The 24,181-nt window shown below is 62.9% G+C and carries 19 protein-coding genes and 1 tRNA gene; 7 read left to right on the forward strand and 13 right to left on the reverse strand.

Going from position 1 to position 24,181, the window contains the following annotated elements:
• Positions 1 to 104: 104 nt before the first annotated feature.
• Entirely contained in the window at positions 105 to 2,411 is a 2,307-nt protein-coding gene (gene parC, locus SLT36_RS19130; protein ID WP_182575601.1) for a DNA topoisomerase IV subunit A, read from the reverse strand.
• A gap of 262 nt (positions 2,412 to 2,673) precedes the next feature.
• Here parC and SLT36_RS19135 point away from each other — a divergent pair, with 262 nt between their 5' ends.
• A complete protein-coding gene (locus SLT36_RS19135) occupies positions 2,674 to 3,867 on the forward strand; it encodes a hypothetical protein (RefSeq protein ID WP_067966715.1) in 1,194 nt (397 codons plus the stop codon).
• 212 nt (positions 3,868 to 4,079) lie between these two features.
• On the opposite strand, the gene aspS is transcribed toward SLT36_RS19135, so the two are convergent.
• Together aspS and SLT36_RS19145 are read right to left on the reverse strand one after the other, a co-directional pair.
• The gene (gene aspS, locus SLT36_RS19140) at positions 4,080 to 5,870 is read right to left on the reverse strand and encodes an aspartate--tRNA ligase (RefSeq protein ID WP_432283939.1); all 1,791 of its coding nucleotides are present in this window, start codon (positions 5,868 to 5,870) and stop codon (positions 4,080 to 4,082) included.
• Positions 5,871 to 6,008: 138 nt separating this feature from the next.
• Positions 6,009 to 6,425 (reverse strand): GNAT family N-acetyltransferase, encoded by a 417-nt coding sequence (locus tag SLT36_RS19145; RefSeq protein ID WP_192317030.1) that lies wholly within the window; start codon positions 6,423 to 6,425, stop codon positions 6,009 to 6,011.
• Between the two features lie 193 nt (positions 6,426 to 6,618).
• Between SLT36_RS19145 and SLT36_RS19150 the strand changes: the two genes are divergently transcribed.
• Both SLT36_RS19150 and rnd read left to right on the forward strand, forming a co-directional pair.
• Positions 6,619 to 7,863, forward strand: a complete 1,245-nt coding sequence (locus SLT36_RS19150) for an MFS transporter (protein WP_067963033.1) — start codon at positions 6,619 to 6,621, stop codon at positions 7,861 to 7,863.
• Between the two features lie 84 nt (positions 7,864 to 7,947).
• Entirely contained in the window at positions 7,948 to 9,105 is a 1,158-nt protein-coding gene (gene rnd / locus SLT36_RS19155) for a ribonuclease D (RefSeq protein WP_432283940.1), read from the forward strand.
• 18 nt (positions 9,106 to 9,123) lie between these two features.
• Here rnd and SLT36_RS19160 read toward each other — a convergent pair whose 3' ends face one another.
• Positions 9,124 to 9,543 carry an MAPEG family protein gene (locus SLT36_RS19160; protein WP_432283941.1) on the reverse strand — a complete coding sequence of 140 codons (420 nt, stop codon included), beginning with the start codon at positions 9,541 to 9,543 and terminating at the stop codon, positions 9,124 to 9,126.
• Positions 9,544 to 9,671: 128 nt separating this feature from the next.
• Here SLT36_RS19160 and SLT36_RS19165 point away from each other — a divergent pair, with 128 nt between their 5' ends.
• The gene (locus tag SLT36_RS19165; RefSeq protein WP_432283942.1) at positions 9,672 to 10,808 is read left to right on the forward strand and encodes a hypothetical protein; all 1,137 of its coding nucleotides are present in this window, start codon (positions 9,672 to 9,674) and stop codon (positions 10,806 to 10,808) included.
• On the opposite strand, the gene SLT36_RS19170 is transcribed toward SLT36_RS19165, so the two are convergent.
• Together SLT36_RS19170 and guaB are read right to left on the reverse strand one after the other, a co-directional pair.
• Entirely contained in the window at positions 10,805 to 11,389 is a 585-nt protein-coding gene (locus SLT36_RS19170) for a hypothetical protein (protein ID WP_432283943.1), read from the reverse strand. The two genes, SLT36_RS19165 and SLT36_RS19170, sit on opposite strands and share 4 nt — an antisense overlap.
• 4 nt (positions 11,390 to 11,393) lie before the next feature.
• A complete protein-coding gene (gene guaB / locus SLT36_RS19175) occupies positions 11,394 to 12,896 on the reverse strand; it encodes an IMP dehydrogenase (RefSeq protein WP_432283944.1) in 1,503 nt (500 codons plus the stop codon).
• 402 nt (positions 12,897 to 13,298) lie between these two features.
• On the opposite strand from guaB, the gene SLT36_RS19180 reads away from it, so the two are divergent.
• Complete coding sequence (locus tag SLT36_RS19180) at positions 13,299 to 14,708, forward strand: MFS transporter (RefSeq protein ID WP_432283945.1); 1,410 nt, start codon at positions 13,299 to 13,301, stop codon at positions 14,706 to 14,708.
• Here SLT36_RS19180 and SLT36_RS19185 read toward each other — a convergent pair.
• Together SLT36_RS19185 and SLT36_RS19190 are read right to left on the reverse strand one after the other, a co-directional pair.
• Positions 14,703 to 15,425, reverse strand: a complete 723-nt coding sequence (locus SLT36_RS19185; RefSeq protein ID WP_154385590.1) for an RlmE family RNA methyltransferase — start codon at positions 15,423 to 15,425, stop codon at positions 14,703 to 14,705. The genes SLT36_RS19180 and SLT36_RS19185 overlap by 6 nt on opposite strands.
• Positions 15,422 to 16,837, reverse strand: coding sequence for a Ppx/GppA family phosphatase (locus tag SLT36_RS19190; RefSeq protein WP_432283946.1), 1,416 nt, complete (start codon positions 16,835 to 16,837; stop codon positions 15,422 to 15,424). The genes SLT36_RS19185 and SLT36_RS19190 overlap by 4 nt, the downstream gene beginning before the upstream one ends.
• Positions 16,838 to 17,073: 236 nt before the next feature.
• On the opposite strand from SLT36_RS19190, the gene SLT36_RS19195 reads away from it, so the two are divergent.
• Both SLT36_RS19195 and SLT36_RS19200 read left to right on the forward strand, forming a co-directional pair.
• Positions 17,074 to 18,018, forward strand: coding sequence for a lysylphosphatidylglycerol synthase transmembrane domain-containing protein (locus SLT36_RS19195; protein ID WP_432283947.1), 945 nt, complete (start codon positions 17,074 to 17,076; stop codon positions 18,016 to 18,018).
• Between the two features lie 111 nt (positions 18,019 to 18,129).
• A tRNA-Gln gene (locus tag SLT36_RS19200) sits at positions 18,130 to 18,203 on the forward strand.
• A 208-nt stretch (positions 18,204 to 18,411) separates the two neighbouring features.
• On the opposite strand, the gene SLT36_RS19205 is transcribed toward SLT36_RS19200, so the two are convergent.
• The 5 genes from SLT36_RS19205 to SLT36_RS19225 form a co-directional block, all read right to left on the reverse strand.
• Entirely contained in the window at positions 18,412 to 19,203 is a 792-nt protein-coding gene (locus tag SLT36_RS19205; RefSeq protein ID WP_432283948.1) for a MurR/RpiR family transcriptional regulator, read from the reverse strand.
• A gap of 52 nt (positions 19,204 to 19,255) precedes the next feature.
• The gene (locus tag SLT36_RS19210) at positions 19,256 to 20,152 is read right to left on the reverse strand and encodes an inositol monophosphatase family protein (protein ID WP_432283949.1); all 897 of its coding nucleotides are present in this window, start codon (positions 20,150 to 20,152) and stop codon (positions 19,256 to 19,258) included.
• On the reverse strand, positions 20,103 to 21,191 hold the full coding sequence (locus SLT36_RS19215) for an ABC transporter ATP-binding protein (RefSeq protein ID WP_432283950.1): 1,089 nt from the start codon (positions 21,189 to 21,191) through the stop codon (positions 20,103 to 20,105). Before SLT36_RS19215 ends, SLT36_RS19210 begins: the two co-directional genes overlap by 50 nt.
• Before the next feature lie 6 nt (positions 21,192 to 21,197).
• Positions 21,198 to 22,868 carry an ABC transporter permease gene (locus SLT36_RS19220; protein ID WP_432283951.1) on the reverse strand — a complete coding sequence of 557 codons (1,671 nt, stop codon included), beginning with the start codon at positions 22,866 to 22,868 and terminating at the stop codon, positions 21,198 to 21,200.
• A 69-nt stretch (positions 22,869 to 22,937) separates the two neighbouring features.
• The gene (locus tag SLT36_RS19225; protein WP_432283952.1) at positions 22,938 to 23,951 is read right to left on the reverse strand and encodes an ABC transporter substrate-binding protein; all 1,014 of its coding nucleotides are present in this window, start codon (positions 23,949 to 23,951) and stop codon (positions 22,938 to 22,940) included.
• Positions 23,952 to 24,181 lie beyond the last annotated feature (230 nt).

Genomic DNA, 24,181 nt, shown 5'->3' on the forward strand with positions numbered 1-24,181 from the left:
GCCGCACCGCACGCGTTCATTCCCTCATTCCGGCCCTCATTCGGGATTTCTTGTCCTTGCGCAATTCCCGGAAACCCCGCGGCACGACTTTCCCGGGACTTGCGCTAGCCGAAGCGGCCGGTGCGCGGAAAGCCCTTGGGGACCATGCGTCCGGCGGTGGCGCGGGTGCCGATCCACTCGAGCAGTTCCTCGCGCGACCGGGTGAAGGTGCGCTCCGCCGAATCCAGCCAGCTCAGGCCGGCCTCCATCGTGAAGGTCTTTACGTCGAGCACGCCGCCGTCCTTGTATTTCTGCAGCCGGACGCCCTTGCCGCGCGTCATCTCGGGGATCTGCTCGAGCGGGAACACCAGCATCTTGCGGTTCTCGCCGACGATGGCGAGATGATCGCCAGTCAGCGGGATGCAGCGCTTGGCTTCGTCGGGCGCCTTGACGTTCATCACCTGCTTGCCCTTGCGGGTGTTGGCGATGACCTCTTCCTCGGGCACGGTGAAGCCGTTGCCTTCATGGCTGACCAGCAGGAGCTTGCGCTTGGGCTCGTGGACGAAGGCGGTGACGATGTCCTGGTCGTTGTCCATGTCGACGATGATGCGGATCGGCTCGCCATGGCCGCGCCCGCCCGGCAGACGGTCGGCGCCGATGGTGTAGAACTTGCCGCCCGTGGTGAAGACCAGGATCTTGTCGGTGGTCTGGGCCGGGAACGCCAGCTTGAGACTGTCGCCCTCCTTGAAGGTGAGCTGGGAATAGTCGGCCAGATGCCCCTTCATCGCGCGCAGCCAGCCCTTTTCGGAGACGACGACCGTCACCGGCTCCTTCTCGATCATGGCGTGGTGAATGTCGGTCAGGTCATGGTCCGGCGCTTCAGCAAAAACGGTACGGCGCTTACCCAGCTCGGTCTCTGGACCGTAATGCTTGCGGACCTCGCTCACTTCCCACTTGATCGTCGCCCACTGCTTGGCGTCGGACGCCAAGAGCGCCTCGATCTGCTTCTTCTCAGTGCTGAGCGCGTCATGCTCCTTGCGGATCTCGAATTCCTCGAGCTTGCGCAGCGCCCTGAGGCGCATGTTGAGGATGGCTTCGGCCTGATTGTCGGTCAGGTCCCAGCGCGCCATCATCGTGCGCTTCGGCTCATCCTCCTCGCGGATGATGCGGATCACCTCGTCGATGTTGAGGTAGGCGATCAGATAGCCGCCGAGAATTTCGAGGCGCTTTTCGATCTCGCCGAGGCGGAACTTCGAGCGGCGGACGAGCACCTCGCGCCTGTGGTCGAGCCATTCGCGCAGCACGCTCTTCAGCGACAGCACGTTCGGCACCTTGCCGCGCGACAGCACGTTCATGTTGAGCGGGAAGCGGCTTTCGAGCTCGGTGAGCTTGTAGAGCGATTCCATCAGCAGGCCCGGATCGACGGTGCGGCTCTTGGGCACCAGGACGACACGGATGTCTTCCGCCGACTCGTCGCGGATGTCTTCGAGCAGCGGCAATTTGCGGGCGATCAAAAGCTCGGCGATCTTCTCGATCAGACGCGCCTTCTGGACGCCGTAGGGGATTTCGGTGACGACAAGGTTCCAGGTGCCCCTGCCCTGGTCTTCCTGTTTCCACATGGCACGCACGCGGAAGCCGCCGCGGCCGGTCTCATAGGCGTTGACGATCGCCGCCCAGTCGTCGTCGATGCTGCCGCCGGTGGGGAAATCGGGCCCACGCACCTTGCAGGCGAAACGCAGCTCGGCATCGTCCTTGATACGCTCCCACTCGCCCGGCGAGGTCATCAGGTCAGTGACCGAGGCATCGGGATTGTCGATCAGGTGAAGGGCGGCACTGCACAGCTCGGCTGCGTTGTGCGGCGGGATCGACGTCGCCATGCCGACGGCGATGCCGGACGAGCCGTTTGCGAGAAGATTCGGAAACGCGCCCGGCAGGACGACGGGTTCTTCGTCTTCTTCGTTATAGGTAAGCCGATAGTCGACGGCGTCCTCGGTGATGCCTTCGAGCAGCGACACCGACACATCGGTCATGCGTGCTTCGGTATAGCGCATCGCGGCAGCACTATCGCCGTCGATGTTGCCGAAATTGCCCTGTCCGTCGATGAGCGGATAGCGGACGGAAAAGTCCTGCGCCAGGCGAACCAAGGCGTCATATATCGACTGGTCGCCATGCGGGTGGAACTTGCCCATGACCTCGCCGACGATGCGGGCGCATTTGGCGAATCCCTGGTCGGGGTTGAGCCTGAGCAGCCGCATGGCGTGCATGATGCGGCGATGGACCGGTTTCAGTCCGTCGCGAACGTCAGGCAGTGCCCGGTGCATGATGGTCGACAGCGCATAGGCAAGATAGCGCTCTTCGAGCGCCTTCTTCAGATCGACCGGTTCAATATTGTCGCCGCCACCGTTTCCGGGCGGCACAAGCCCTTTTCCCATGGCTTGGGACTAGCGGAACGGGCGATTCGCGACAAGCCTTATCGCCAAATGCAAGAGCTGTCGGCGTCGGAGTGCGACAAATCTGCCCGCTCGCTAAAGTAGCAATCGCGCGATCAGGGGGTCATTCACCATTTTTGCGCGTGTTGCACTGCGGTGATTGCCTTTTGGATCGAATTGCGGCCATTGTCGTTACGTCGCCTTCTTCCGGTCCAGTTCGTGGCTGACGTAAGGCTGAATCATTTCAAAGTCTCAGGGATCTATGATGACGCAACACCGCTCTGCATTCCGCAAGCTCGCACTCACGACCTTCCTGTTCTCGCTTCCGCTCAATGCAGCGATGGCCCAGGATGCCACCGCTGTCGCCGAGCGGCTCAAGTCGGTGCTGGCCGGCCAGAGCCTGACGCTTGGCTGGAGCAGCGTCACCGGCGACGCGTCCGAAGCGGTCATCGAAGGTGCGACCATCGCCATGGACGGCGAAGGCAAGCCGCTGTCGATCGGCAAGCTCACGCTCAGCGGCATCACCGAGGAGAATCGCGGTTTCAAGATCGAAACGATCACCACCGAGCCCTACAGCCTCAACGAAGGCCCGACCAAGGTCGAGGTCAGCCCGCTGACGCTCGGCAACGTCACGCTGCCGGCCACCGACTCGACCGACATCCTGGCCTCGTTCCTGATGTATGAGACCGCCAATCTCGACACTGTCAGCGTCAAGGTCGGCGACAAGCAGGCCTTCCAGATGACCAATTTCGCGGCTGAGGTGACACCTCCGGCCGACGGCAACGCCATGGAGTTCACCGGTTCGGCCGAAAAGTTCACCGCCGACCTGACCCTGGTGGAAGACCCGCAGTCGAAGGCTGCGATCGAGGCGCTCGGCTACCAGAACATCTCGGGCGACTTCCAGATGGAAGGCACCTGGCAGCCGACAGACGGCCGCATGGCGCTGTCGAGCTATGACATCACCGTCGACAATGCCGGCACGCTCGGCATGACCTTCGACCTCGGCGGCTACACCGTGGAATTCCTGAAGTCGGTGCAGGAACTGCAGAAGAAGATGGCCGCCCAGCCGGAAGGCGCCGACAACTCGGCCCAGGGCATGGCCATGCTCGGCCTGATGCAGCAGCTGACCTTCAATGGCGCAACCGTGCGCTTCGACGACGATTCGGTGACCAACAAGGTTCTCGAATACGTCGCCAAGCAGCAGAACATGACGGCCAAGGACATTGCCAACCAGGCCAAGGCGATCGTGCCGTTCCTGATGATGGAACTGAACAATCCGGAGCTGTCGACCCAGGTGACGGCTGCCGTCACCGCCTATCTCGACGCGCCCAAGTCGATCGAGATCGCCGCCAAGCCGGCCTCGCCGGTCCCGTTCGCCCTGCTCGCCGCCAGCGGCATGTCGAACCCCAAGGACCTGCCCAAGACGCTCGGCCTGACGGTGACAGCAAACCAGGACTGATCCTGGCCGCGACATCGGAAACGCAAAAGCCCGGCAGCGATGCCGGGCTTTTTTGTTGAGCCGAAAGCGTCGCTTGCGGAGATCGCCTGAGCCTCTTTCTTGGTTGCCGCAGCAAATCAGCACTGGCCCGGTCGCCACAGCCGGAAACGAAAAAGCCCGGCAGCGATGCCGGGCTTGTTTGTTGAGTCAAAAGAGCCGCTTGCGCGGATCGCCTAAGCCTCTTTCTTGGCCACCGCGACACGCAGCGACAGCTCGCGCAGTTGCTGCGGGGTGGCTTCCGACGGCGCGTTCATCAACAGATCCTGCGCCTGCTGGTTCATCGGGAACAGCGTCACTTCACGCAGGTTCTTGGCGCCGACGAGCAGCATGATGACGCGGTCGACGCCGGCAGCCATGCCGCCATGCGGCGGGGCGCCGTACTGGAAGGCGCGGTAGAGGCCGCCGAACTGCTCCTCGACCTCCTCGCGCGTCTTGCCGGTCAGCTCGAACGCCTTGACCATCAGCTCGGGCAGCTGGTTGCGGATCGAACCGGAGGCAATTTCGAAGCCGTTGCAGACCATGTCGTACTGGTAGGCCTTGATGGTCAGCGGATCCTGGTTGTTCAGCGCATCCAGGCCGCCCTGCGGCATCGAGAACGGGTTGTGGGCGAAATCGATCTTCTTTTCTTCTTCCAGCCATTCGTAGAACGGAAAGTCGATGATCCAGCACAGCTCGAAGCGGTCGCGGTCGACGAGGTTCAGCTCCTCGCCGGCGCGGGTGCGGGCAGCACCAGCAAACGAGACGAACTTCTTGGGATCGCCGGCGACGAAGAAGGCAGCATCGCCGTCGGACAGGCCAAGCTGCTGGCGGATGGCTTCGGTGCGCTCCTCGCCGATGTTCTTGGCGATCGGGCCGGCGCCTTCGAGCTTGTCGCCTTCCTTGCGCCAGAAGATGTAGCCGAGACCCGGCTGGCCCTCGCCCTGCGCCCACGAGTTCATGCGGTCGCAGAAGGCGCGGCTGCCGCCTGTCTTGGCCGGGATCGCCCAGACCTCGACCTTCGGGTTCGAGGCGATCATGCCGGCGAACACCTTGAAGCCAGAGCCGTCGAAATGGCTGGTGACTTCCTGGATCTCGATCGGGTTGCGCAGGTCGGGCTTATCGGTGCCGTAGGTGCGCAGCGCGGTGTCATAAGGAATGCGGCGGAACTGTTGAGTGACCGGCTTGCCGTCGGCAAACTTCTCGAACACGCCGCGCATCACCGGCTCCATCGTGTTCCAGACGTCTTCCTGGGTCACGAAGCTCATTTCGAGGTCGAGCTGGTAGAATTCGCCCGGCAGGCGGTCGGCACGCGGGTCTTCGTCGCGGAAACAGGGCGCGATCTGGAAGTAGCGGTCGAAGCCGGCGACCATCAGCAGCTGCTTGTACTGCTGCGGCGCCTGCGGCAGCGCGAAGAACTTGCCGGGATGGATACGCGACGGCACCAGGAAGTCGCGCGCGCCTTCCGGCGACGAGGCCGTCAGGATCGGCGTCGAATATTCAGTGAAACCCTCGCCGGTCATGCGGTTGCGCATTTCGGCGATGATCTTGGTGCGCGCGACGATGTTCTTGTGCAGCGTTTCGCGGCGCAGATCGAGGAAGCGATATTTGAGGCGAATGTCCTCTGGATACTCCGGCTCGCCGAACACCGGCAGCGGCAATTCCTTGGAGGCCGACAGAACCTCGATTTCCTGGGCAAAGACTTCGATCTCGCCGGTCGGCAGGTTGCCGTTGACGGCTTCCGCCAGGCGCGCCTTGACCTCGCCGTCGACGCGGATGACCCACTCGCCGCGCACTGTCTCGGCGGCCTTGAAGGCGGGCGAATCGGGATCGGCGACGATCTGGGTCAGGCCGTAATGGTCGCGCAGGTCGATGAACAGCAGGCCGCCGTGATCTCGCACGCGATGCACCCAGCCGGACAGGCGAACGGCGGCGCCGACGTCGGATTTCCTCAATTGAGCGCAGGTGTGGCTGCGGTAACGATGCATGGCAAATTTTCCGGTTCAGGCTGTTTGGACGTCACGCCGGGGCGACAGCTGCGCCCGGGCCTAAAATTTGGCGCGAAAAGCGCATGGGTGCCCGGTTTTGTCAAGGTAAAGCGGTTTCAAGACCGCTCAGGCGCAGGGTCAAAACCGCTTCTTCAGCCAAACCCTGGAATGTCCGGCCGGGTAATCGTCGATGCGGCCGAACTCTTCATATCCCAATCGCTTGTAGAACTCCGGCGCCTGGAACGTATACGAATCGAGGTGAACACCGATGCAGCCGCGCTGCCGTGCCACCTCCTCGGCCCGGGCAATCAGCCGCTGGCCAAGGCCCTCGCCGCGATGGGCGCTGCTGATCCACAGCCATTCGACGAACAGCCAGGTGTATTCGGACGACCCTTTGAGGCCGCCGGCGACCGAGCCATCCTTGCCATGGGCGACGATCCAGAGATCCTGGTCGTTGTGCGGACCGGCGGTGTCGAAATTATAGGCGTTCAGCCCCTCGCCGATGAAGCGGGCGGTTTCCTCGTCGATGCTGGTGCTCACTGTCAATGTCGTCATCGCGGCCTCGTCTGCCCCTCACAATCCAGCCAGCGGTCCACTTGTCAGGGATGAACCGGGCCGCGCGCGCACGCTAGACGCTGCCGCGGCAGCGACGTTGGCGCAGTCGACGGAATATGTCGCACCAGTGGCTGTCCGGCATTGACCGATCGGGCAAACTGTAGCCACCTCAGCTTTTGTACTGCGTTGCCTGATGTCCTCCATACGCCCCCTCATCCCGCTCCTGATCACCGCCGGCATCCTGTTGGGCGGCAACGGCCTGCAAAGCACCTTGATTGCGCTGCGCGGCGCACAGGAGGGGTTTACTGCCTCGACCATCGGCCTGATGGGGACGTGCTATTTCGTCGGGTTCCTGCTCGGCTGCCTGTTCATCTCACGCATCATGAAGGCCGTCGGCCACGTCCGGGCTTTCGCGGCACTCGCCGCCATCGCCGCCTCGGCAACGCTGACTTTGGTTCTCGTCATCGACCCGGTCATGTGGTCGGTGATCCGCTTTGCCACCGGCTTCTGCTTCGCCGGACTGTTCACGGTCATGGAAAGCTGGCTCAATTCAGGCGTCTCCAACCACGACCGCGCCCGCATCCTGGCGATCTACCGCATCATCGACATCGGCTCGGTGACCGGCGCGCAGTTCATGATCCCGGTCTTCGGCGCCGGCGGCTTCACCATCTTCGCCATCATGTCGATCATGATCACACTGTCCTTGGTGCCGGTCTCGCTGGGCGACCGCTCCAATCCGACACCGCCCGAAGACGTCAAGCTCGACCTCAAACGCGCCTGGCAGATTTCGCCACTCGGCAGCATCGGCTGCATCTTCGTCGGCGTCACCAACAGCGCCTTCCGCACGCTGAGCCCGATCTATGCCGAGCAGATCGGCCTGTCGGTGACCGACGTCGTCACCTTCGTCAGTGTCGGCATCATCGGCGGTGCGCTGGTCCAGTACCCGCTCGGCTACATGTCCGACCTGTGGGACCGTCGCAAGGTGCTGCTCGTCACCACTGCCGGCGCCATGGCCTCCGCGCTGATGCTGGTCTTCCTCGCCGGCAACTCGCCGCTGGCCAACTTCGTCTTCGTCTTCATCTTCGGATCGTTCGCCATGCCGCTCTATTCGCTGTCGGCAGCTCATGCCAACGACCGCGCCGAAAAAGGCGAATTCGTGCTGATCAACGCGGCATTGATGCTGTTCTATTCCGTCGGTGCCATCGCGGGACCCTTCGTCGCCTCACTGGTGATGGAAAAGTTCGGCCCGCATTCGCTGTTCAGCTTCAGTGCAGCCGTCTATGTCGTGTTCGTCGCCGTCATCATCTACCGCATGGGCTCGCGCTCGCCGGTGCCGGCCGGCCACCGCGGACGCTTCATCGCCCTGTTGAGGACGTCCCCGATCTTTGCCCGGCTTGCAGGCCGAAACAGCGCTGCAAACGGCAGCGATGAGGGCTAGACTCCGTGATCGGACGTGCAAGTGCTTGACGAAAGGGCGCTCGGCTGAAATGGAAAGACAACGCGTTCTGATAAAAGCAATATTATGCATGTAATAACGACCCAGGACGAACTCGAAACCGTCATAGCCGCTCTCGAAAAGTCCAACTTCGTCACGGTAGACACCGAGTTCATTCGCGAAACCACTTTCTGGCCCGAGCTGTGCCTGATCCAGATGGCAGCGCCCGGCGTTTCCGCACTGGTCGATCCCCTGGCGCCCGACCTCGACCTCAAGCCGTTCTTCCGGCTGATGGCCAATGAGGCGGTGACCAAGGTTTTCCATGCCGCCCGGCAGGACATCGAAATCATCTTCCATCTCGGCGCACTGATCCCGCACCCGGTGTTCGACACCCAGGTCGCGGCCATGGTCTGCGGCTTCGGCGACAGCGTCTCCTACGAGCAGATCGTGCAGAAGATCACCGGCGGACGCATCGACAAGTCATCGCGCTTCACCGACTGGCGCCACCGCCCGCTGTCGGAAAAGCAGCTCGACTACGCGCTGGCCGACGTCACCCACCTGATCGACGTCTACAAGCATCTCGTCACCGAGCTCGAGCGCGAGAATCGCGCCCACTGGCTCAATGAAGAGATGGAGGTCCTGACCTCACGCGAGACCTACGACCCGCATCCCGAGGACGCCTGGAAGCGGCTGAAGATGCGGCTGCGCAAGCCGCAGGAACTGGCCATCGTGCAGGCAGTGGCTGCCTGGCGTGAGCGCGAGGCGCGCGAGCGCAACGTGCCGCGTGGCCGCGTGCTCAAGGACGACGCGATCTACGAAGTCGCCCAGCAGGCGCCACGCGATGCCACCGCACTTGCCCGACTGCGCACCACGCCCAAGGGCTGGGAACGTTCGTCGTCGGCGACGGCGCTGCTCACCGTCGTCAACGCGGCGCTCGAAATTCCGCGCGACCAGATGCCCAAGCTGCCCAAGACATTCCAGCCGCCGGAGGGCTCCAGTGCCGCCTCCGAGCTGCTCAAGGTCCTGCTGCGGCTCGTCTCGGAGAAGGAAGGCGTCGCCCCCAAGGTGCTCGCTTCGGGCGACGATATCGACCGTATCGCCGCAGAAGGCGAAGCTGCCGATGTCCCTGCCCTGCAGGGCTGGCGCCGTTCGGTGTTCGGCGAGGCAGCGCTGAAGCTGGTGCGCGGCGAACTGGCCATCCGCTTCGACAAGCGCCGGATCTCGGTGTTCGAGATCAACAGCTGAACGGCCTGTTCGGCGCGGTCAGACCGCGCCGGCAAGGTGCAGCGCAAACCAGATCCAGATCAGCGCCAGAAGCAGCGCGCCAAGAATGAAGGCCCTGCTGCGATACTTGACCCTGTTGGCGGTCAGGTGGAACCAGGCATGCGCATAGCGCGACGCCACGAACAGCCAGGCGAGCACCAGCGCCACATATGAAACGCCCGACGTCACATAGAGCGACAGGCAGGCGGCGTAGAACAGCACCGGCAGTTCGAACTGGTTGATGATGTTGTTGGCGGCGGTGACGCTGGACTCAGGTTCGGTGGACCGCGTCTTGAACTGATTGATCCGCGCTTCGCCGGAGCGGACGGCATTCCTGCGCCTGGCCGAAAGTACGGCATAGACGATGTAGACCAGCAGGACCTGGGCAAGCATGGGCCAGAAAATCACAGCCTGGTTCATAGGCATCCCCTCAATAAAAGCAAATAATCACAAGAACATCCGCCACAACACTTCATCTTGATTAATGGAGAATTTACTGGCGCGGACGAGACTAGGGACGAAAAGCACAGTCCCATGATCGGCCAAACATGATGCTTCCCGCAACCGCCAATCGCTTTCAGCCAGCCCTTTCGGTCATCCAGGCAGGGACCTATGCCCGCGAACGTGCCATGCGCGAGGAAGCACAGGCCGCCAATGGTGGCGTGAAGCTGCTCGGTGGCATGGCGCAGGCAGCACCTACGCCGCCAAAGGACATGCAGGCGATCAACGAATATTATTTCGGCCTCAGCGTCACGCCTGTTGAAGCCATGTTCGCGCTGGTCGAGAAAACGGTCGACTATCTCAACGACAAGCTCAGCGAAGGGCGCGACGGCGATCCAAAGCGTGTCGAGGCCGGCAACAAGTGGCGCGACGAGGCGCTGCAGAAGCCTGTGGCGGTGGGCTCCGCCGAGGATTTCGCGATCCCGAAGCCTGGCGAGAACGGCGTCAGCTTTCGCGCGGTCGCCAAGCTGATCCGGGAAACCTTCAAGAGCGAATATTTGAACGCCGACCAGGACCTCAGGAAGCTTCTGGAAGACACTGTCGGTTTTCGTCTTGACGGCATGAGCGTGACCGACCTGCTCGATGCGTTTATCGAGCCTGAAAGCGATGCCGCCAAACGGGTCTATGATTCGATATCGGAAGGGCTTGCCGGCCAGGCCGGCAGCAAGGCGTCGCAGCGGATGGAAGCCGCCACGGAAGGGCCCAAGTCGGTCGAAGACACAGTCGCTGCGCAGCGCAACAAATCCTCGATCGACGTCGTCGACGAAGAGACAATTGCCGAGGACCAGAAGGCCATCAAGGCGGCCCAAGCCAATGAGAAGATCGACGAGGCGGCGGCCATTCCCGAAAAGGTCGAGAAGGCGCTGAAAGAAGCGCTGCGCGACGTCGATGCAAATGACAGCGATGCGAGGGGCGCCGATGGGCAGGCGATTGCCGCCGCAGCCATCCAGGCGCTGACTGGGTTGGCTGCGGTTGCTGCTCCGGAAACAAATTCGGAAATCAACCTGGGCAAGATCACTATAGCAGAGGGTGCGGCAGAGACGCTCAAGGTCGCAGCACAGGAAGTGAGCAAGCCGGAAACGAAATCCGACACGCTGCGTGGCGTGCTTGCGCACTATCTTGAGTTCATTGAGACCAACGCGGCCGACGACGACAAGAAACCCGAGGTTTCGATAAGGCTCTAGGCCGACCGCTTGGGATCGCGGACGGCTGCTTTGCCATTTGGCGAGCTGTTTCTCAGCCCCGCCAGGACAAAGGCTGCGATGACGGCGATCGGCACCGCCAGAAGCGCGAACTTGGTCACGATCAAGGCTGAGGCCAGTGACATCGACCGGGAACCGGCTGATATCGGGTCGGACAGGATACGCGCCACGACCAGGTTCTGGGCGTAGTCTGATATCATGTAGGGCAGCACCAGGGTCAAAGCCGTGACCGAGCGCATGGTCTCGGACAAGCTCGAAAAACGCTTGAGACGCTCGCCCGATTTCAGCATCAGGCTGACCAAAGTCGCCGACAGCAGTGCCGGGAAGACCAGGTCGAAGGTCAGGTAGTGCCAGACCAGCATGATCTCGGCGCCCGGCCGCCCCATGGCCGCGATCCAGGCAAAACCCTCGCTTTCCGAGAAGCCCAGGAAACGCAGGTCGAGCGACGGCAGGCCGCCGCTCAGGCTGCGGAAATAGAGGAACTCCAGCATCGTCATGACGGCGAAGACCGCCGCCGTGGCGACACATAATGCGGCCGCGTGGCGCCGCAGCCGCAGCACCATCAAATCACATGCCGCCCGGATAGTTCGGGCTTTCGCGGGTGATGGTCACGTCGTGAGCGTGGCTCTCGCGCAGGCCGGCATTGGAAATGCGCACGAAGGTGGCGCGCTCGCGGAAGTCGGCCAGGGTGCGGCCGCCGACATAACCCATGGCGGCCTTGAGGCCGCCGGCGAGCTGGTGCAGCACACCACCGACCGGGCCCTTGTAGGGCACCTGGCCCTCGATGCCCTCAGGCACCAGCTTGAGCGTGTCGCGCACCTCGGCCTGGAAGTAGCGGTCGGCCGAGCCGCGCGCCATGGCGCCCACCGATCCCATGCCGCGATAGGCCTTGAACGAGCGGCCCTGGTGCAGATAGACCTCGCCGGGGCTTTCCTCGGTGCCGGCAAGCAGCGAGCCGATCATCGCAGCGCCGGCGCCGGCGGCAAGCGCCTTGGCCAGATCGCCCGAATATTTGATGCCGCCGTCGGCAATGACCGTGATGCCCGAGCGGTGCGCGACCTGGACCGCCGACATGATCGCCGAGAGCTGCGGCACGCCGACACCGGCGACGATGCGCGTGGTGCAGATCGAGCCCGGTCCGATGCCGACCTTGACGGCGTCGGCGCCGGCGTCGATCAACGCCTGGGCGCCGTCTGCGGTGGCGACGTTGCCGGCCATGATGCGGACGGAGTTGGAGATCTTCTTGGCGCGGGCAACGGCGTCGAGCACGCGCTGCGAATGGCCATGCGCCGTGTCGATGACCAGAAGGTCGACACCGGCGTCGATCAGGCGTTCGGCACGCTCGTAGCCGTCATCGCCGACGCTGGTGGCCGCTGCCGCCCTGAGGCGTCCCTGCGCATCCTTGGAGGCGTGCGGGTTGAGCTGCGACTTCTCCATGTCTTTGACGGTGATGAGGCCGACACAATTGCCGTGCTTGTCGACGACGAGCAGCTTTTCGATGCGGTGCTGGTGCAGCAGGCGCTTGGCCTCGTCCTGCTCGACCGTCTCCTTGACGGTGATCAGGTTCTCGCGGGTCATCAGCTCATAGACCTTCTGCGAAGGGTCGGAGGCGAAACGGACGTCGCGGTTGGTCAGGATGCCGACAAGACGGCCGGTCTGGTGACCGCCGGTGCCGCCATTCTCGACGACCGGGATGCCCGAAATGCCGTTGGCGCGCATCAAGGCGAGCGCGTCGGCCAGCGTGGCATCGGGGCCGATGGTGACAGGATTGACCACCATGCCGGATTCGAACTTCTTGACCTGGCGGACCTGCTCGGCCTGTTCGGCCGGGGTGAAGTTGCGGTGGATGACGCCGATGCCGCCGGCCTGGGCCATGGCAATCGCCAGGCGCGCCTCGGTCACCGTGTCCATGGCCGCCGAAATGATCGGCACGTTGAGGTCGATGTCGCCGGCAATGCGCGTGCTGATGTCGGTCTCGCCGGGCATGACCTCGGAATGGCCGGGCTGCAGCAGCACGTCGTCAAAGGTCAGCGCCAGAGCGCCGGTGGAGGATTCGATGATTTTTGCCATGGCCAACCTCGGAATGCATGAAGGGACGCTGGAACCATTGGTATGCAGCGTCGACTCGTCTTTTCCCTTTCAGGATTGGCGGTGGCTGGTACCACGTCTTCGCAGCGATGAAAAGCGCATGATGACGGCCAATTGCACGCCGCGCAGATCGGCCGGCTCGTGCCCTGCACGACAAATATGGCGACAGGGATGAAACCGACTTCCTGTCGACACATCCGCCATCCCCGGAACGCATCGCCGCGATATTGCATTATGCCCGCCAGGTCGGCGCCTCGAGTAGCTGGCCCTGAAATGCAAAGCGTGCTGGCTACGGACATATCAAGGCATCCGTGATAACGCTCGATTGCGGTTGAACCAGCGACCGCCTTGCGTCTGACTTCCTGCCCCCCGGACTTGCCCCGCGTGAACAGAACCACCCCGCTGATCCTTGCCGTCGCCCTGTTCATGGAAAACATGGATTCGACCGTCATTGCCACGTCGCTGCCGGCGATCGCCACCGACATCGGCACGAGCCCGATCGCGCTCAAGCTGGCGCTGACGGCCTATCTCGTCTCGCTCGCCATCTTCATCCCGATCAGCGCCTGGATGGCCGACCGGTTCGGCGCCAAGCTGGTCTTCCGCGTTGCGATCGGCGTGTTCATGCTGGGCTCGGTAGCCTGCGCCGTCTCTGGTTCCCTAGGCGAGTTCGTGCTGGCGCGCTTCCTGCAGGGCATGGGCGGATCGATGATGACGCCGGTGGCGCGCCTGGTGCTGGTGCGGACCACGGAAAAGAGCGGGCTGGTGTCGGCCATGGCGACGCTGACCATCCCTGCCCTCATCGGCCCGCTGATCGGCCCGCCGGTCGGCGGATTCATCACCACTTTCTTTGCCTGGCACTGGATTTTCCTGATCAACATCCCGATCGGCGCGATCGGCATCTGGCTGTCCGGGCGCTTCCTGCCCGAAATCCCGCCCGAGCCGACACGCCCGCTCGATGTCACAGGCTTCTTCCTGTCGGCCATCGCCGCCTCGGGCATCGTCTTCGGCCTGTCGGTCGTCAGCCTGCCGGCCCTGCCGCCGGTCGTTGGCGTGGTGACCATCGGCATCGGCGTGATCAGCGCCCTGCTCTATGTCAGGCACGCCAGGGGCAGGGATTACCCGCTGCTGCAGCTCAAGCTGTTTTCCAACCCGGTGTTCAGGACGGCCATTGCGGGCGGATCGCTGTTCCGCATCGGCGTCGGCGCGACACCCTTCCTTTTGCCGCTCCTGTTCCAGCTCGGCTTCGGGCTGACGCCGTTTCAGTCCGGCATGATCACCTTCGCCACCGCTGCGGGCGCGCTGTCGATGAAGTTCGTGGCGCCGCGCATCCTGCGCACTGTCGGCTTCCGCACCGTGCTTCTCGTGGCGGCGGGCGGCTCGGCTTGCCTGATCGCCGCCAACGGCTTTTTCACGGCCGAGACGCCTTACCTGGTGATCCTGTCGGTGCTGTTTTTGGCCGGCTTCCTGCGCTCGATGTTCTTCACCTCGTCCAACGCGCTGGTGTTCGCCGACATCGAACCGGCGCAGAGCGGCCAGGCAACGGCGATTTCGGCGGCCGCCCAGCAGATCACGGTGGCGCTCGGCGTTGCCGTCGGCGGCGGCGCGCTGGAATTGTGGAGCGTGTTCACAGGCCAGGCCATCGGCGGCGCAGGCTTCACCTTCGCCTTTCTGGTCATCGCCGTCATCTCGGCCCTGCCGATGCTTTTGTTCGCGCGGCTGGCGCCCGACGCCGGCAAGGCTATTTCAGGTCATGGCGGGCAGAGGCCCATAGCCGAAGAGCCGCAACAGCTATGACGGATCGGGGGCAGCCCTGCCCTTGAAGTCCTTGGCAAGCAGATAGAGCTCGGCCGATTCGTCGCGCGAGGCCGGCGGCTTGACGTGATGGACGCTGCGGAAATTCTGCTTGAGCAGGTTCAAGAGCTCGGCCTCGGTGCCGCCCTGGAAGGTCTTGGCCAGGAAGTGGCCACCCGGCTTGAGCACCGAAATGGCAAAATCGGCGGCGACCTCGCACAGATGCATGGTGCGGATGTGGTCGGTGCGGCGGTGGCCTGTCGTCGGCGCCGCCATGTCGGAGAGCACGACGTCTGGGGCGCCGCCCAGCGTTTCCGAAAGCCGCTGCGGCGCGGCGTCGTCCAGAAAATCCATCAGCAGCACGGGCGCACCGGGCACGGCATCCATTTCGAGATAGTCGATACCGACGACATGCGGGTTCTCGGCGGTCGAGCCGGTGCGGGCCGCCGCCACCTGGCACCAGCCGCCGGGGGCGGCACCGAGATCGATGATCTTCATGCCGGGCTTGAGCAGATGATGCTTGTCGTCGATCTCGATCAGCTTGTAGGCCGCGCGCGAGCGATAGCCGTCGGCCTTGGAGCGCTGGACATAAGGATCGTTCATGTGGCGCTCGAGCCAGCGGCGCGACGATTCCTTGAGGCCGCGCTTCTTCTTGATCTTGGTGCGCATCACGCGTGTCGCGCCCGCCGCCACCTCCGGCTTTGTCGGCTTCTTGGTCATCTCATTTGTCCGTTTCGCCAGTTGCGGCGCCACACGCCGTCATCGGCCATCAATTCGCTCAATATGCCTTCGCGCAAGCCCCTGTCGGCGACACGCAGCCTTTCCGACGGCCACACCGCGCGGATCGCCTCGAGAATGGCGCAGCCGGCGAGCACCAGGTCGGCCCGGTCGGCACCGATGCAGGGATTGGCGACGCGCTGCTGGAAATCCCAGCCGAGCACTTTTTCGACCATGCGGTCGACGCTTGAGCCGTCCATCCACAGCCCGTCGACGCGGCGACGGTCGTAGCGGTCGAGTTCGAGATGCACGCCGGCCAGCGTGGTCACCGTTCCAGACGTTCCCAAGAGGTGGAATTTCGGGCTGGAGACGATGTGGCTCAGGCGGTCGCGCCCGTCGAAGGCGCGCAGCCGCGTCGCGACATCTTCGACCATGGCGGCAAAGATCTCGCGCGTCACCGTGCGGCCGCCGAATCGCTCGGCGAGCGAGACGACGCCGACCGGCAGCGAGGTCCACGAGACGATATGATTCGCCAGGCGCGGCGAACGATGGCGCGAGACGTCGATCAGCGCGATCTCGGACGAGCCGCCGCCAATGTCGAACAGGACGACCCCGTCGGTGTCGCGCTCGACCAGCGAGCCGCAGCCGGAAACGGCAAGCCGCGCCTCGGTCTGGCGGTCGATGATCTCGAGCTTGAGGCCCGCTTCGCGTTCGACGCGGTCGATGAACTCCGCCCCGTTGGCAGCCGTACGGCAGGCTTCGGTGGCGATCAGCCGCGCCTTCCGGATCTTGCGGTTGCGCAGCTTGTCGCTGCAGACCTTGAGCGCCTCGACCGCGCGGTCCATCGCCGGCTGGCCGAGACGGCCCGATGCCGACAGCCCCTCGCCCAGCCTGACGATGCGCGAGAAGGCATCGATGACACGGAACTGGCCGGGCCTGCCTGGTACGGCGACCAGCAGGCGGCAATTGTTGGTGCCGAGGTCGAGCGCGGCAAAGACCGGCAGCTCGGCCGTCGGCACGCGATGTGCCAGCTCGGCCTGATCCGGCCTGGGTGCGGGACCAGGTTTTGCCGGCGGCATGTTCGGCTTGAGTGCGGCCGGCGGGATGGCTGTTTCAGCCTGTCCGCCGCCGGCAACGGGTTGTGCGCCATCGCGTGCAAAAACCTTGCGTCCGCGCCGGCGCTTGCGCCTTTTCCGGGTCTTTGTCTTGTGTTGCGCAGCGTCCCCTTGGCCGTGACCGTTGACCGGTCGTGCGGCGGCCTGACGGCCCTTTTGAGATCGGCCGGCGCTGTGACGCGACGGCCCATCCCCGGAGACACCCGCATCCGACGCGTCAGCGCCGGGCTCGCGGTCCTTCACCTTGCAACTTCCTTCTGGCGCCGCGCGAACCTTTCGGACGCTGCACGCGCAACTCATCTTGTGTTGCGGCCACACTATCAGCGTGCGCGCCGATCACCAAGGCCGCCCGCGTCGTAATTTGCCGCCCGGCATGCCGGACGCGCCGGGCTTGCGCACAGAAAACCGCCGCTCGGGTTGAATAGCCGGCTTCGATGGGGCAAAGCTGGAACCCCACCCGGTCGTGCGAGCGGACGCATAGCCACAATACGAGGTATCGAAACGCCAGACCGAAAGGAGTGGGCAAGCGCAGCCGCATGAGAATCAAGGACTTAATCTGGCCCGTCATCGGGCTCGGCGCCGTCGCCGTTTCTGCCTGGCTGCTCTACAATGAGTGGCGTGAAATCTCCCTCGACGATGTCTGGAGCGGGCTTGCCGCCATCCCGCCGCATGGCTGGATCCTGTCGGCACTGAGCTCCGTCGTCGCCTATGCCGCGCTTGCCGGCTACGACCACATCGCCCTTCTGCACCTGCGCAAACGCGTGTCGTGGTTCTTCGTCACCGTCTGCTCCTTCACCACCTATGCCTTGTCGCACAACATAGGCGGCTCGGTGTTTTCGGGCGCCGTCATCCGCTATCGCGCCTACGCCACCAAGGGCCTGACCGGCCAGGACGTCGGCGTGCTCGTCGGCATCTGCTGGTTCACCTTCGTGCTGTCGAGCGTCTTTGTCGGTGCCGTGGTGATTCTGCTCGAGCCCGGCCTGCTCGACCGCTACACCGAAGGCAGGCATGAGGGCTGGTGGATCGCGCTTGGCATCGCCATGCTTACCGCCGTCGCGGCTTACGTCTTCGGCAGCTGGCTGCATCTCAAGCCGCTCGCCATCCGCAACTTCCGCCTCTATTACCCGTCCCTGCCCATCGTCGCGCGCCAGCTGATCATCGGCCCGCTGGAGATCCTGGCAGCCGCTGCGATCATCTATTTCGCCCTGCCCACCGAGAACAATCCCGGCTATCTGATCGTGCTCGGCATCTTCCTGATCTCGTTTGCGGTGGCGCAGGCATCACATGCGCCGGGCGGCCTCGGCGTGCTCGAAGTGGTGTTCCTCACCGGCCTGCCGGAAATGGATCCGGCGACAGTGCTTGCCGCGCTTTTGGTTTTCCGCCTGTTTTATCTCATCATTCCGCTCATCCTCGGCATCGTCGCCGTGCTTGGGTTCGAGCATTCGCAGTTCGGACGCAGCGGCAACACGGACAAGAGCTGAAATGCGAAATTGCCGCCGCCTGTGGGGTTGACTATTTCCCGGCGGCGGCTAAAAGGCGCGCACCGGCGGCGTTGAACAACAGCGTCGCGGCCGACACCAGATCGGCCTTGCTGGGGAATAGGTTAACGGTAGACCCACGGACTCTGACTCCGTTAGTCCTGGTTCGAATCCAGGTTCCCCAGCCAAATTCGCTTTGCCAGAAGCTTTGAGATTCGCGGAGGCCATCGCCTTTCGTCAGGTGATCGTTTCACATGCCCAACACCATGTCGCCAACAACGGCTGTCTTGACTGCTGTCCGGCATTCCTGGCCGCCAGTCCGTTGGAGAAGCAACCGTGATGCCCAAGGTCGAAAGGCGCCCCGTGGTCATCGGAAGATCGCCGGGTGAAGACCTCTCAGGTTGCGGCTGATCCTTTTTGGGCACTGATCAGCCCGATCAGGGCGTCGAACATGACATACATCGATACGCGCTCGCTCGGCAGGAAACCTGCGCCCTTTTTCTGGCGATAGGCGTTGATGGCGATGTTGACGTCCGCCATCCTGGCGATGGGTGACCCTGTCGGGGTCAGTGAAATGATCTTCGCACCGGCATTGCGGGCGATTTCCAGGTTCGGCATCAGGTGGGTGGTCACGCCCGAAAAAGACAGCGCGATAATCGTGTCGCCCGGCGCCAGCGCAAGTGCCGAGAACATCTGCAGCGCCGGGTCGGAATAGGCGACACTTGCGATACCGAGATGGGCAAGCCTGTGTTGCCCTTCTCCCGCCAGAAAACCCGAGCCGCCATGGCCGTAGATGTCGACACGGCGCGATTTGAGCAGAATGTCGACCGCCCTGGCGACCGCGGCGCTGTCGATATCAAGGGCGAGGTCATTGATCGCGGCGATAGCTCGATTGCAATTGTCCAGAATACTGGCCTTGACCGGATCGTCGGCAGCCTCGGCAAGAGCTTGATCATCCTGTCTGATCAGCGCCACGGCCTGGGCGAACTTGAGGCGAAAATCCGAATAGCCGTCGAAACCCAGGCGCCTGCAGAAGCGAATGATCGAAGGTTCGCTGACGCCGGAAAACCGAGCAGCGTCTGCCAGTGACCAGCCGATTGTAGCCTGGGGATTGCCCAGGATCGTCTCCGCCGCACGCCGTTCGGCCGGCGTCATGTCGTTAAGCGATGCTCGTATCTGCCCCAGCATGATCATCCCCTGCCCGCCGCCTGAAATGGCATGCTGCACTTCGCGCCACGGGTCAAGAAACCGAAGCCCACCCGGTCAGAACTGCCGAGTTTCTCAGATCGTATTCAGGTGTGGTGACGACGAACTTGTTCACCGTCTCAAGCCGCGCCAGTGGATCGGCGATCAGATGGTTATCCTCCTTTGACCAGCACAATAGCTGCCCGCCCGAAGCTGCGACCAATTGCAGGCCCGCGGCGATATCCCATGGGTGGCATCCCTCGTCGTAGTTTATGGCAGCGCGCCCGATTGCGACATAGGCAAGCTGCAGCGCAGCTGAGCCTAGCCGGCGCACCGCCCTGAAGTTCATCACGAGATCGCCGAAGCGCTCGAGCTCCACCGCGGTCGGGCGGCTGCCCTCGCGCGGCAGGTTGGTCAGCAGTTCGGCGTCCCTGTCGCTTCGGGCTCGGACTGCCGGCGTTACCGCTACGCCATTGAGCAGCAGCTGGCCCGAATGCGTGGTGAACATTTCGTCCTGCATCGGGTCATAAACGACGCCGACTATCGGTGTGCCATCGGCGCCAAACGCGGCGATGGAGACGCAAAAGAACGGCAGCCCCGAGGCAAAGTTGCTGGTGCCGTCGATAGGATCGACATACCAGACCACCTCGCCCTCACCTTGCCAGCCGCTCTCCTCGCCGAGGATGCGCGAGTCCGGCACATGCGCACGAATAACGCGCCAGATCAGTCGCTCTGACTGCTTGTCCGTGATCGTGACGATATCGGCATAGCCATGCTTTTCCTCGACGCCAAGGACCGCGCCCCGGGCTGCCTCAAGGAAGGATGTGCGGATGAGCGCACCAGCCTCGCGAGCGGCTGCTTCAGCGACCTGGGCGATGAATGTGTCGGTAGATGCAGTCATGTCAGGCTCCCGCCTCCGCGGGCGCAAGTGGCCAAGGAACTGATGAGGCAAGATCGATCGGCAGCCTCGCGCCCACTGGACGCGCATCGTGCATATGGTGACGGTAATCGACCACCGTGCAGGCCTGGCCATCGATGCTCACCTGGTATTCGGTGTAGGCGCCTTGATAAACGACGCGCTCGATCACCGATGACACCGGACCATCGCCTGATATCAGCATCTGCTCGGGGCGGATGACGTAGTCGATCAGATCGCCCTCTTTCAGTTCGAGCCCGTTGGTGGGGAGCTCAACGCTGCCGCCACCAATCTGGGCCACGATGTGGTCGGCGGCCACACGCTCGGCACGCACCTTGATGATGTTGGCCTTGCCCATGAAATCGGCAACGAATGCCGTGGTTGGGCGGGCGTAGATGTTATTGGGCGCGTCATCCTGTTCGATGATCCCGTCGCGCATCACCACCACGCGATCTGATATGGCCATGGCCTCATTCTGATCGTGGGTCACATAGAGACTGGTGATGCCGAGCCGTTGCTGGAGCAGGCGCAACTCGTCGCGCATGCGCTCGCGCAGTTGCGCATCAAGGTTGGAGAGCGGTTCGTCAAACAGCAGCACGCGTGGTTCAGTCACCACAGTGCGAGCAAGCGCCACCCGCTGCTGCTGGCCCCCCGATAGCTGGGAGGGCTGACGCTCGGCAAGTTTGGACAGATCCATGACCTTGAGGATGTCATCAACCTTACGCTCGACTTCGGCCGATGACAGCGCCAGCACCTTGAGCCCGAAGGCCACGTTCTCGCGCACCGACATATGCGGAAACAGCGCATAGGACTGGAACACCATGCCGATGCCGCGCTTGTTGACCGGCGTGGTGGTGATGTCGCGATCATCGATCAGAATCTGCCCGGTGGTGGGAATTTCAAAGCCTGCCAGCATGCGCAGGGTCGTGGTCTTGCCGCAGCCAGATGGGCCCAGCAGCGTCACCAGGCTGCCGTCTTCGATGACCAGGTCCAGGTCCTTGACCGCATGGGCGTCCGGCCGGCCGCCCCGTCCGGGATAGATCTTGTTGATGCCTTTGAGCGCGACGCGAGACATGGCGGATTACCTCTTGTTGTGGCTGCGTCCGAGGAGCAGCTGCATGACCGCCAATACGGTCAGAACGATTGTTATGAGGATGACGCTGTAGGCGGCGGCGAGGCCCATTCTCAGCGTTTCCACCTGGTTCAGGATGGTTACGGTGATAAGCGTCCAATTGGCCGAGACGAGGAAGATGATCGCGCTCAGTGTGGTGAGCGAACGCGTGAAGGCATAAGACATTGCCGCAAACAGCGCTGGCTTGAGCAGCGGCAGTGTCACCCGCGTGAACACCCTTGCGTTCGAGGCGCCAAGTACTGAAGCTGCTTCCTCGATTGCTGGATCGACCTGGCGGATCTGGTTGGTACCGGCCTCAATGCCGACCTGGAGCGTTTTGACCACCATGGCCGCAACGATGATGAACGCGGTCCCTGTCAAAAGCAGCGGTGCGGTGTTGAACACCGTCACGTAGCCGATGCCGATGATGGTGCCTGGTGCCGCAAAGGCCAGCAGCGTGCCAAAGCGCAGGATGAAGCTGCCCGGAAAATTGCGGCGCGCCAAAAGATAAGCGATCAACACGCCACCGATGGTGACGACAGGGGTCGCAATGGCTGCGAGCGTCAGTGAATTCCAAAGCGGCTGCAGGCCGGTGGCAAAGATCTTCTCGTAGTGCTCGAACGTCAGCGTCCAGTCGATTCCAGGGATCCTGGTAAAGCTGACCCATATTACGGTGCCGTAAAGCAGGATGATGATGCCAACGAGCGCGTAGCACACCATCGCCAGGGGCCAGACAATGGCAGGATGGACGATGCGGATGGCCTGGGTCGCTGGCTTGCCGGTGACGGTCACGTAGCTGCGCTTGCTGACCCAATAGCGATGGACCATGAAGGCCATCAGGGACGGCACGAGCAGGACGCTCGCCAGCAAGGCGCCGGCTTGAAGATTGAAATAGCCGATCAGCTGGGAATAGGCCTCGATCGCCAGGGTGTTGAAATTCCCGCCGATAACCAGCGGGTTGCCGAAATCCTCAATGGATTTTACAAACACCAGCAGCATCGAGCTCAGGATCGCCGGCATCGAAAGCGGCAGCGTGATGCGGCGGAAAATGGTCCATTGCGATGCGCGCAGCATGGCGGCCGCATCTTCAAGCGCGCTGTCCATTGCCTCCAGCATACCGCGGATGTTGAGGTAGGCGATCGGCGTGAATGCCAGTGCCTGGATGAACACCAGGCTGTGGAATCCGTAGATGTTGCTGTTGGGTATGCCCAGCAGCTCCCTGGTGACCAGGCCCGAACGTCCAAACAGCAGGATCATTGCCAGTGCGATGACGAAGGGCGGCGAGATCACCGGCAGCAGCGCAATCAGATGCACCCCGCGCTTGCCCCACATGCTGGTGCGGGTCATCGCAAAGGCCAGGATAAATCCGACCACAGTGGCCACCAGGGCCGAAGTGGCCCCCAGAAGCAGGGTGTTGGCGAACGCCCGCAAGATGAGCGGCGAGGTCAGGCGTTCGGCAATTGTGCCGAGCACATCGCCATCTGCGCCCGATACAGCCATGCGCAGGACGCTCAAAATGGGCAAGATGGCGAAGATCAGCACCGAAATCGTCAGCAGGACGAAGATGCCAAACAGCCAGGGGTCGGCCAGTAACTTTTTGGCGCCCGCAAAAAGCGGTTGCCGCGCAACAGCCTCAGCCATGCTTGCCTCTCAACAAATGGGGAAAGGTGGGAAGGCGCCTGGGCTCCTTCCCAAGGTGCACAGCACGCTTTACTTCGCGGCCGAGGCGGCGCGCACGTCAGCCTCATAACGTTCGAGCAGGCGGCCACGGTTTTCGCCGGCCCACTTGGAATCATAGTCGATCAGCTTGATGTCCGACGTCTTGATTTGAAGGTCCGGATTTTTGAAACCCGGAATCACCGATTCACGATGGGTTGCACCAAGTGCCTTCTGCCCAGCGTCGGTCAGAACCCAGTCGAGGAACTTCTTGGCAGCTTCACGCTGGGCTTCCGGGGCCTTGGCGATAACCGCCGCCGAGTTCAACTCATAACCGGTGCCCTCTTTCGGGAACGACACTTCGATCGGAAAACCCTGCTTGAGAGCTGCTTCGAGACCGTGGGTGAAGGCTTGCGAGATCGCCACTTCGCCCGAGGCTACCATCTGGGTGAGCGAGCCAGCCGAACGCGAATACTGCAGCACGTTTGGATCGGTGGCCTTGAGGATTTCAAAGGCTTTGTCTTCACCATAGATCTGCACCATGGTGGCCAGGACCACCGAAGCGGTGCCCGACGAAGCCGGGTGTGTCAGAACGACGGCGCCCTTGAAGACCGGCTTGGCGAAGTCCTCCCAACTGGTCGGTGGTTCGGCGCCAAGCTGGGTCAGATATTTCGGGTTGTAGAAGAACGCGATCGGCGAAACGGCCATTGGCGTCCAGCTGTTGTCTTTGCTGCGGAACTTGGCATCAACCTTGTCGATGCTGGCCGAAGCGTGCGCTTCGAGCAGGCCCTCGGCCGCGCCCTGAATGAAGAGGTCGGCAGTGCCCGCAAGCCAGAGGCCAGCCTGTGGGTTTGCAGCTTCGGCACGCACGCGCGCCAGCACTTCACCCGCACCCATGCGGACGAAATTTGATGAAATTCCGGAATCGGCCTCAAACGCCTTGAGAACCGAGGCGCAGTCGTCCTCGGACATCGGGCAATAGGCGGTCAGATCTTGCGCGTAGGTAGCAGCCGTCGAGAACGCCAATGCGGCAACGGCGGACAAAAGAATGGAACGAGCCTTGGTCATGTTTTCCCCTCACCTAGGTTCTCCATAAGGAGCACATGACGATATGAATAAAAACTACAAACAGTCAACATGCCTGAATTTTTACTACAAAGATCGTTTTGGACACCCCGGGCCTCGGGAGCGCCGCCGATGCAGCTCCCCCTCGGAGGACAGCGCTGAAAAGCGCGGCGCGGCAGATGTTTCGATCGCGCCGGAGGCGGTTCGCCGATAGATGCCACGCGCCTGGTTGT

It is taken from the genome of Aminobacter sp. BA135, assembly GCF_050859125.1.
GTDB classification, from domain to species: Bacteria; Pseudomonadota; Alphaproteobacteria; order Rhizobiales; family Rhizobiaceae; genus Aminobacter; species Aminobacter ciceronei.

Bases quoted from the DNA above. Each gene is read 5' to 3' on its own strand.
- parC (WP_182575601.1), bottom strand. From the start codon at position 2,411: ATGGGAAAAGGGCTTGTGCCGCCCGGAAACGGTGGCGGCGACAATATT.
- SLT36_RS19135 (WP_067966715.1), top strand. From the start codon at position 2,674: ATGACGCAACACCGCTCTGCATTCCGCAAGCTCGCACTCACGACCTTC.
- aspS (WP_432283939.1), bottom strand. From the start codon at position 5,870: ATGCATCGTTACCGCAGCCACACCTGCGCTCAATTGAGGAAATCCGAC.
- SLT36_RS19145 (WP_192317030.1), bottom strand. From the start codon at position 6,425: ATGACGACATTGACAGTGAGCACCAGCATCGACGAGGAAACCGCCCGC.
- SLT36_RS19150 (WP_067963033.1), top strand. From the start codon at position 6,619: ATGTCCTCCATACGCCCCCTCATCCCGCTCCTGATCACCGCCGGCATC.
- rnd (WP_432283940.1), top strand. From the start codon at position 7,948: ATGCATGTAATAACGACCCAGGACGAACTCGAAACCGTCATAGCCGCT.
- SLT36_RS19160 (WP_432283941.1), bottom strand. From the start codon at position 9,543: ATGAACCAGGCTGTGATTTTCTGGCCCATGCTTGCCCAGGTCCTGCTG.
- SLT36_RS19165 (WP_432283942.1), top strand. From the start codon at position 9,672: ATGATGCTTCCCGCAACCGCCAATCGCTTTCAGCCAGCCCTTTCGGTC.
- SLT36_RS19170 (WP_432283943.1), bottom strand. From the start codon at position 11,389: ATGGTGCTGCGGCTGCGGCGCCACGCGGCCGCATTATGTGTCGCCACG.
- guaB (WP_432283944.1), bottom strand. From the start codon at position 12,896: ATGGCAAAAATCATCGAATCCTCCACCGGCGCTCTGGCGCTGACCTTT.
- SLT36_RS19185 (WP_154385590.1), bottom strand. From the start codon at position 15,425: ATGACCAAGAAGCCGACAAAGCCGGAGGTGGCGGCGGGCGCGACACGC.
- SLT36_RS19190 (WP_432283946.1), bottom strand. From the start codon at position 16,837: ATGAGTTGCGCGTGCAGCGTCCGAAAGGTTCGCGCGGCGCCAGAAGGA.
- SLT36_RS19195 (WP_432283947.1), top strand. From the start codon at position 17,074: ATGAGAATCAAGGACTTAATCTGGCCCGTCATCGGGCTCGGCGCCGTC.
- SLT36_RS19205 (WP_432283948.1), bottom strand. From the start codon at position 19,203: ATGCTGGGGCAGATACGAGCATCGCTTAACGACATGACGCCGGCCGAA.
- SLT36_RS19215 (WP_432283950.1), bottom strand. From the start codon at position 21,191: ATGTCTCGCGTCGCGCTCAAAGGCATCAACAAGATCTATCCCGGACGG.
- SLT36_RS19220 (WP_432283951.1), bottom strand. From the start codon at position 22,868: ATGGCTGAGGCTGTTGCGCGGCAACCGCTTTTTGCGGGCGCCAAAAAG.
- SLT36_RS19225 (WP_432283952.1), bottom strand. From the start codon at position 23,951: ATGACCAAGGCTCGTTCCATTCTTTTGTCCGCCGTTGCCGCATTGGCG.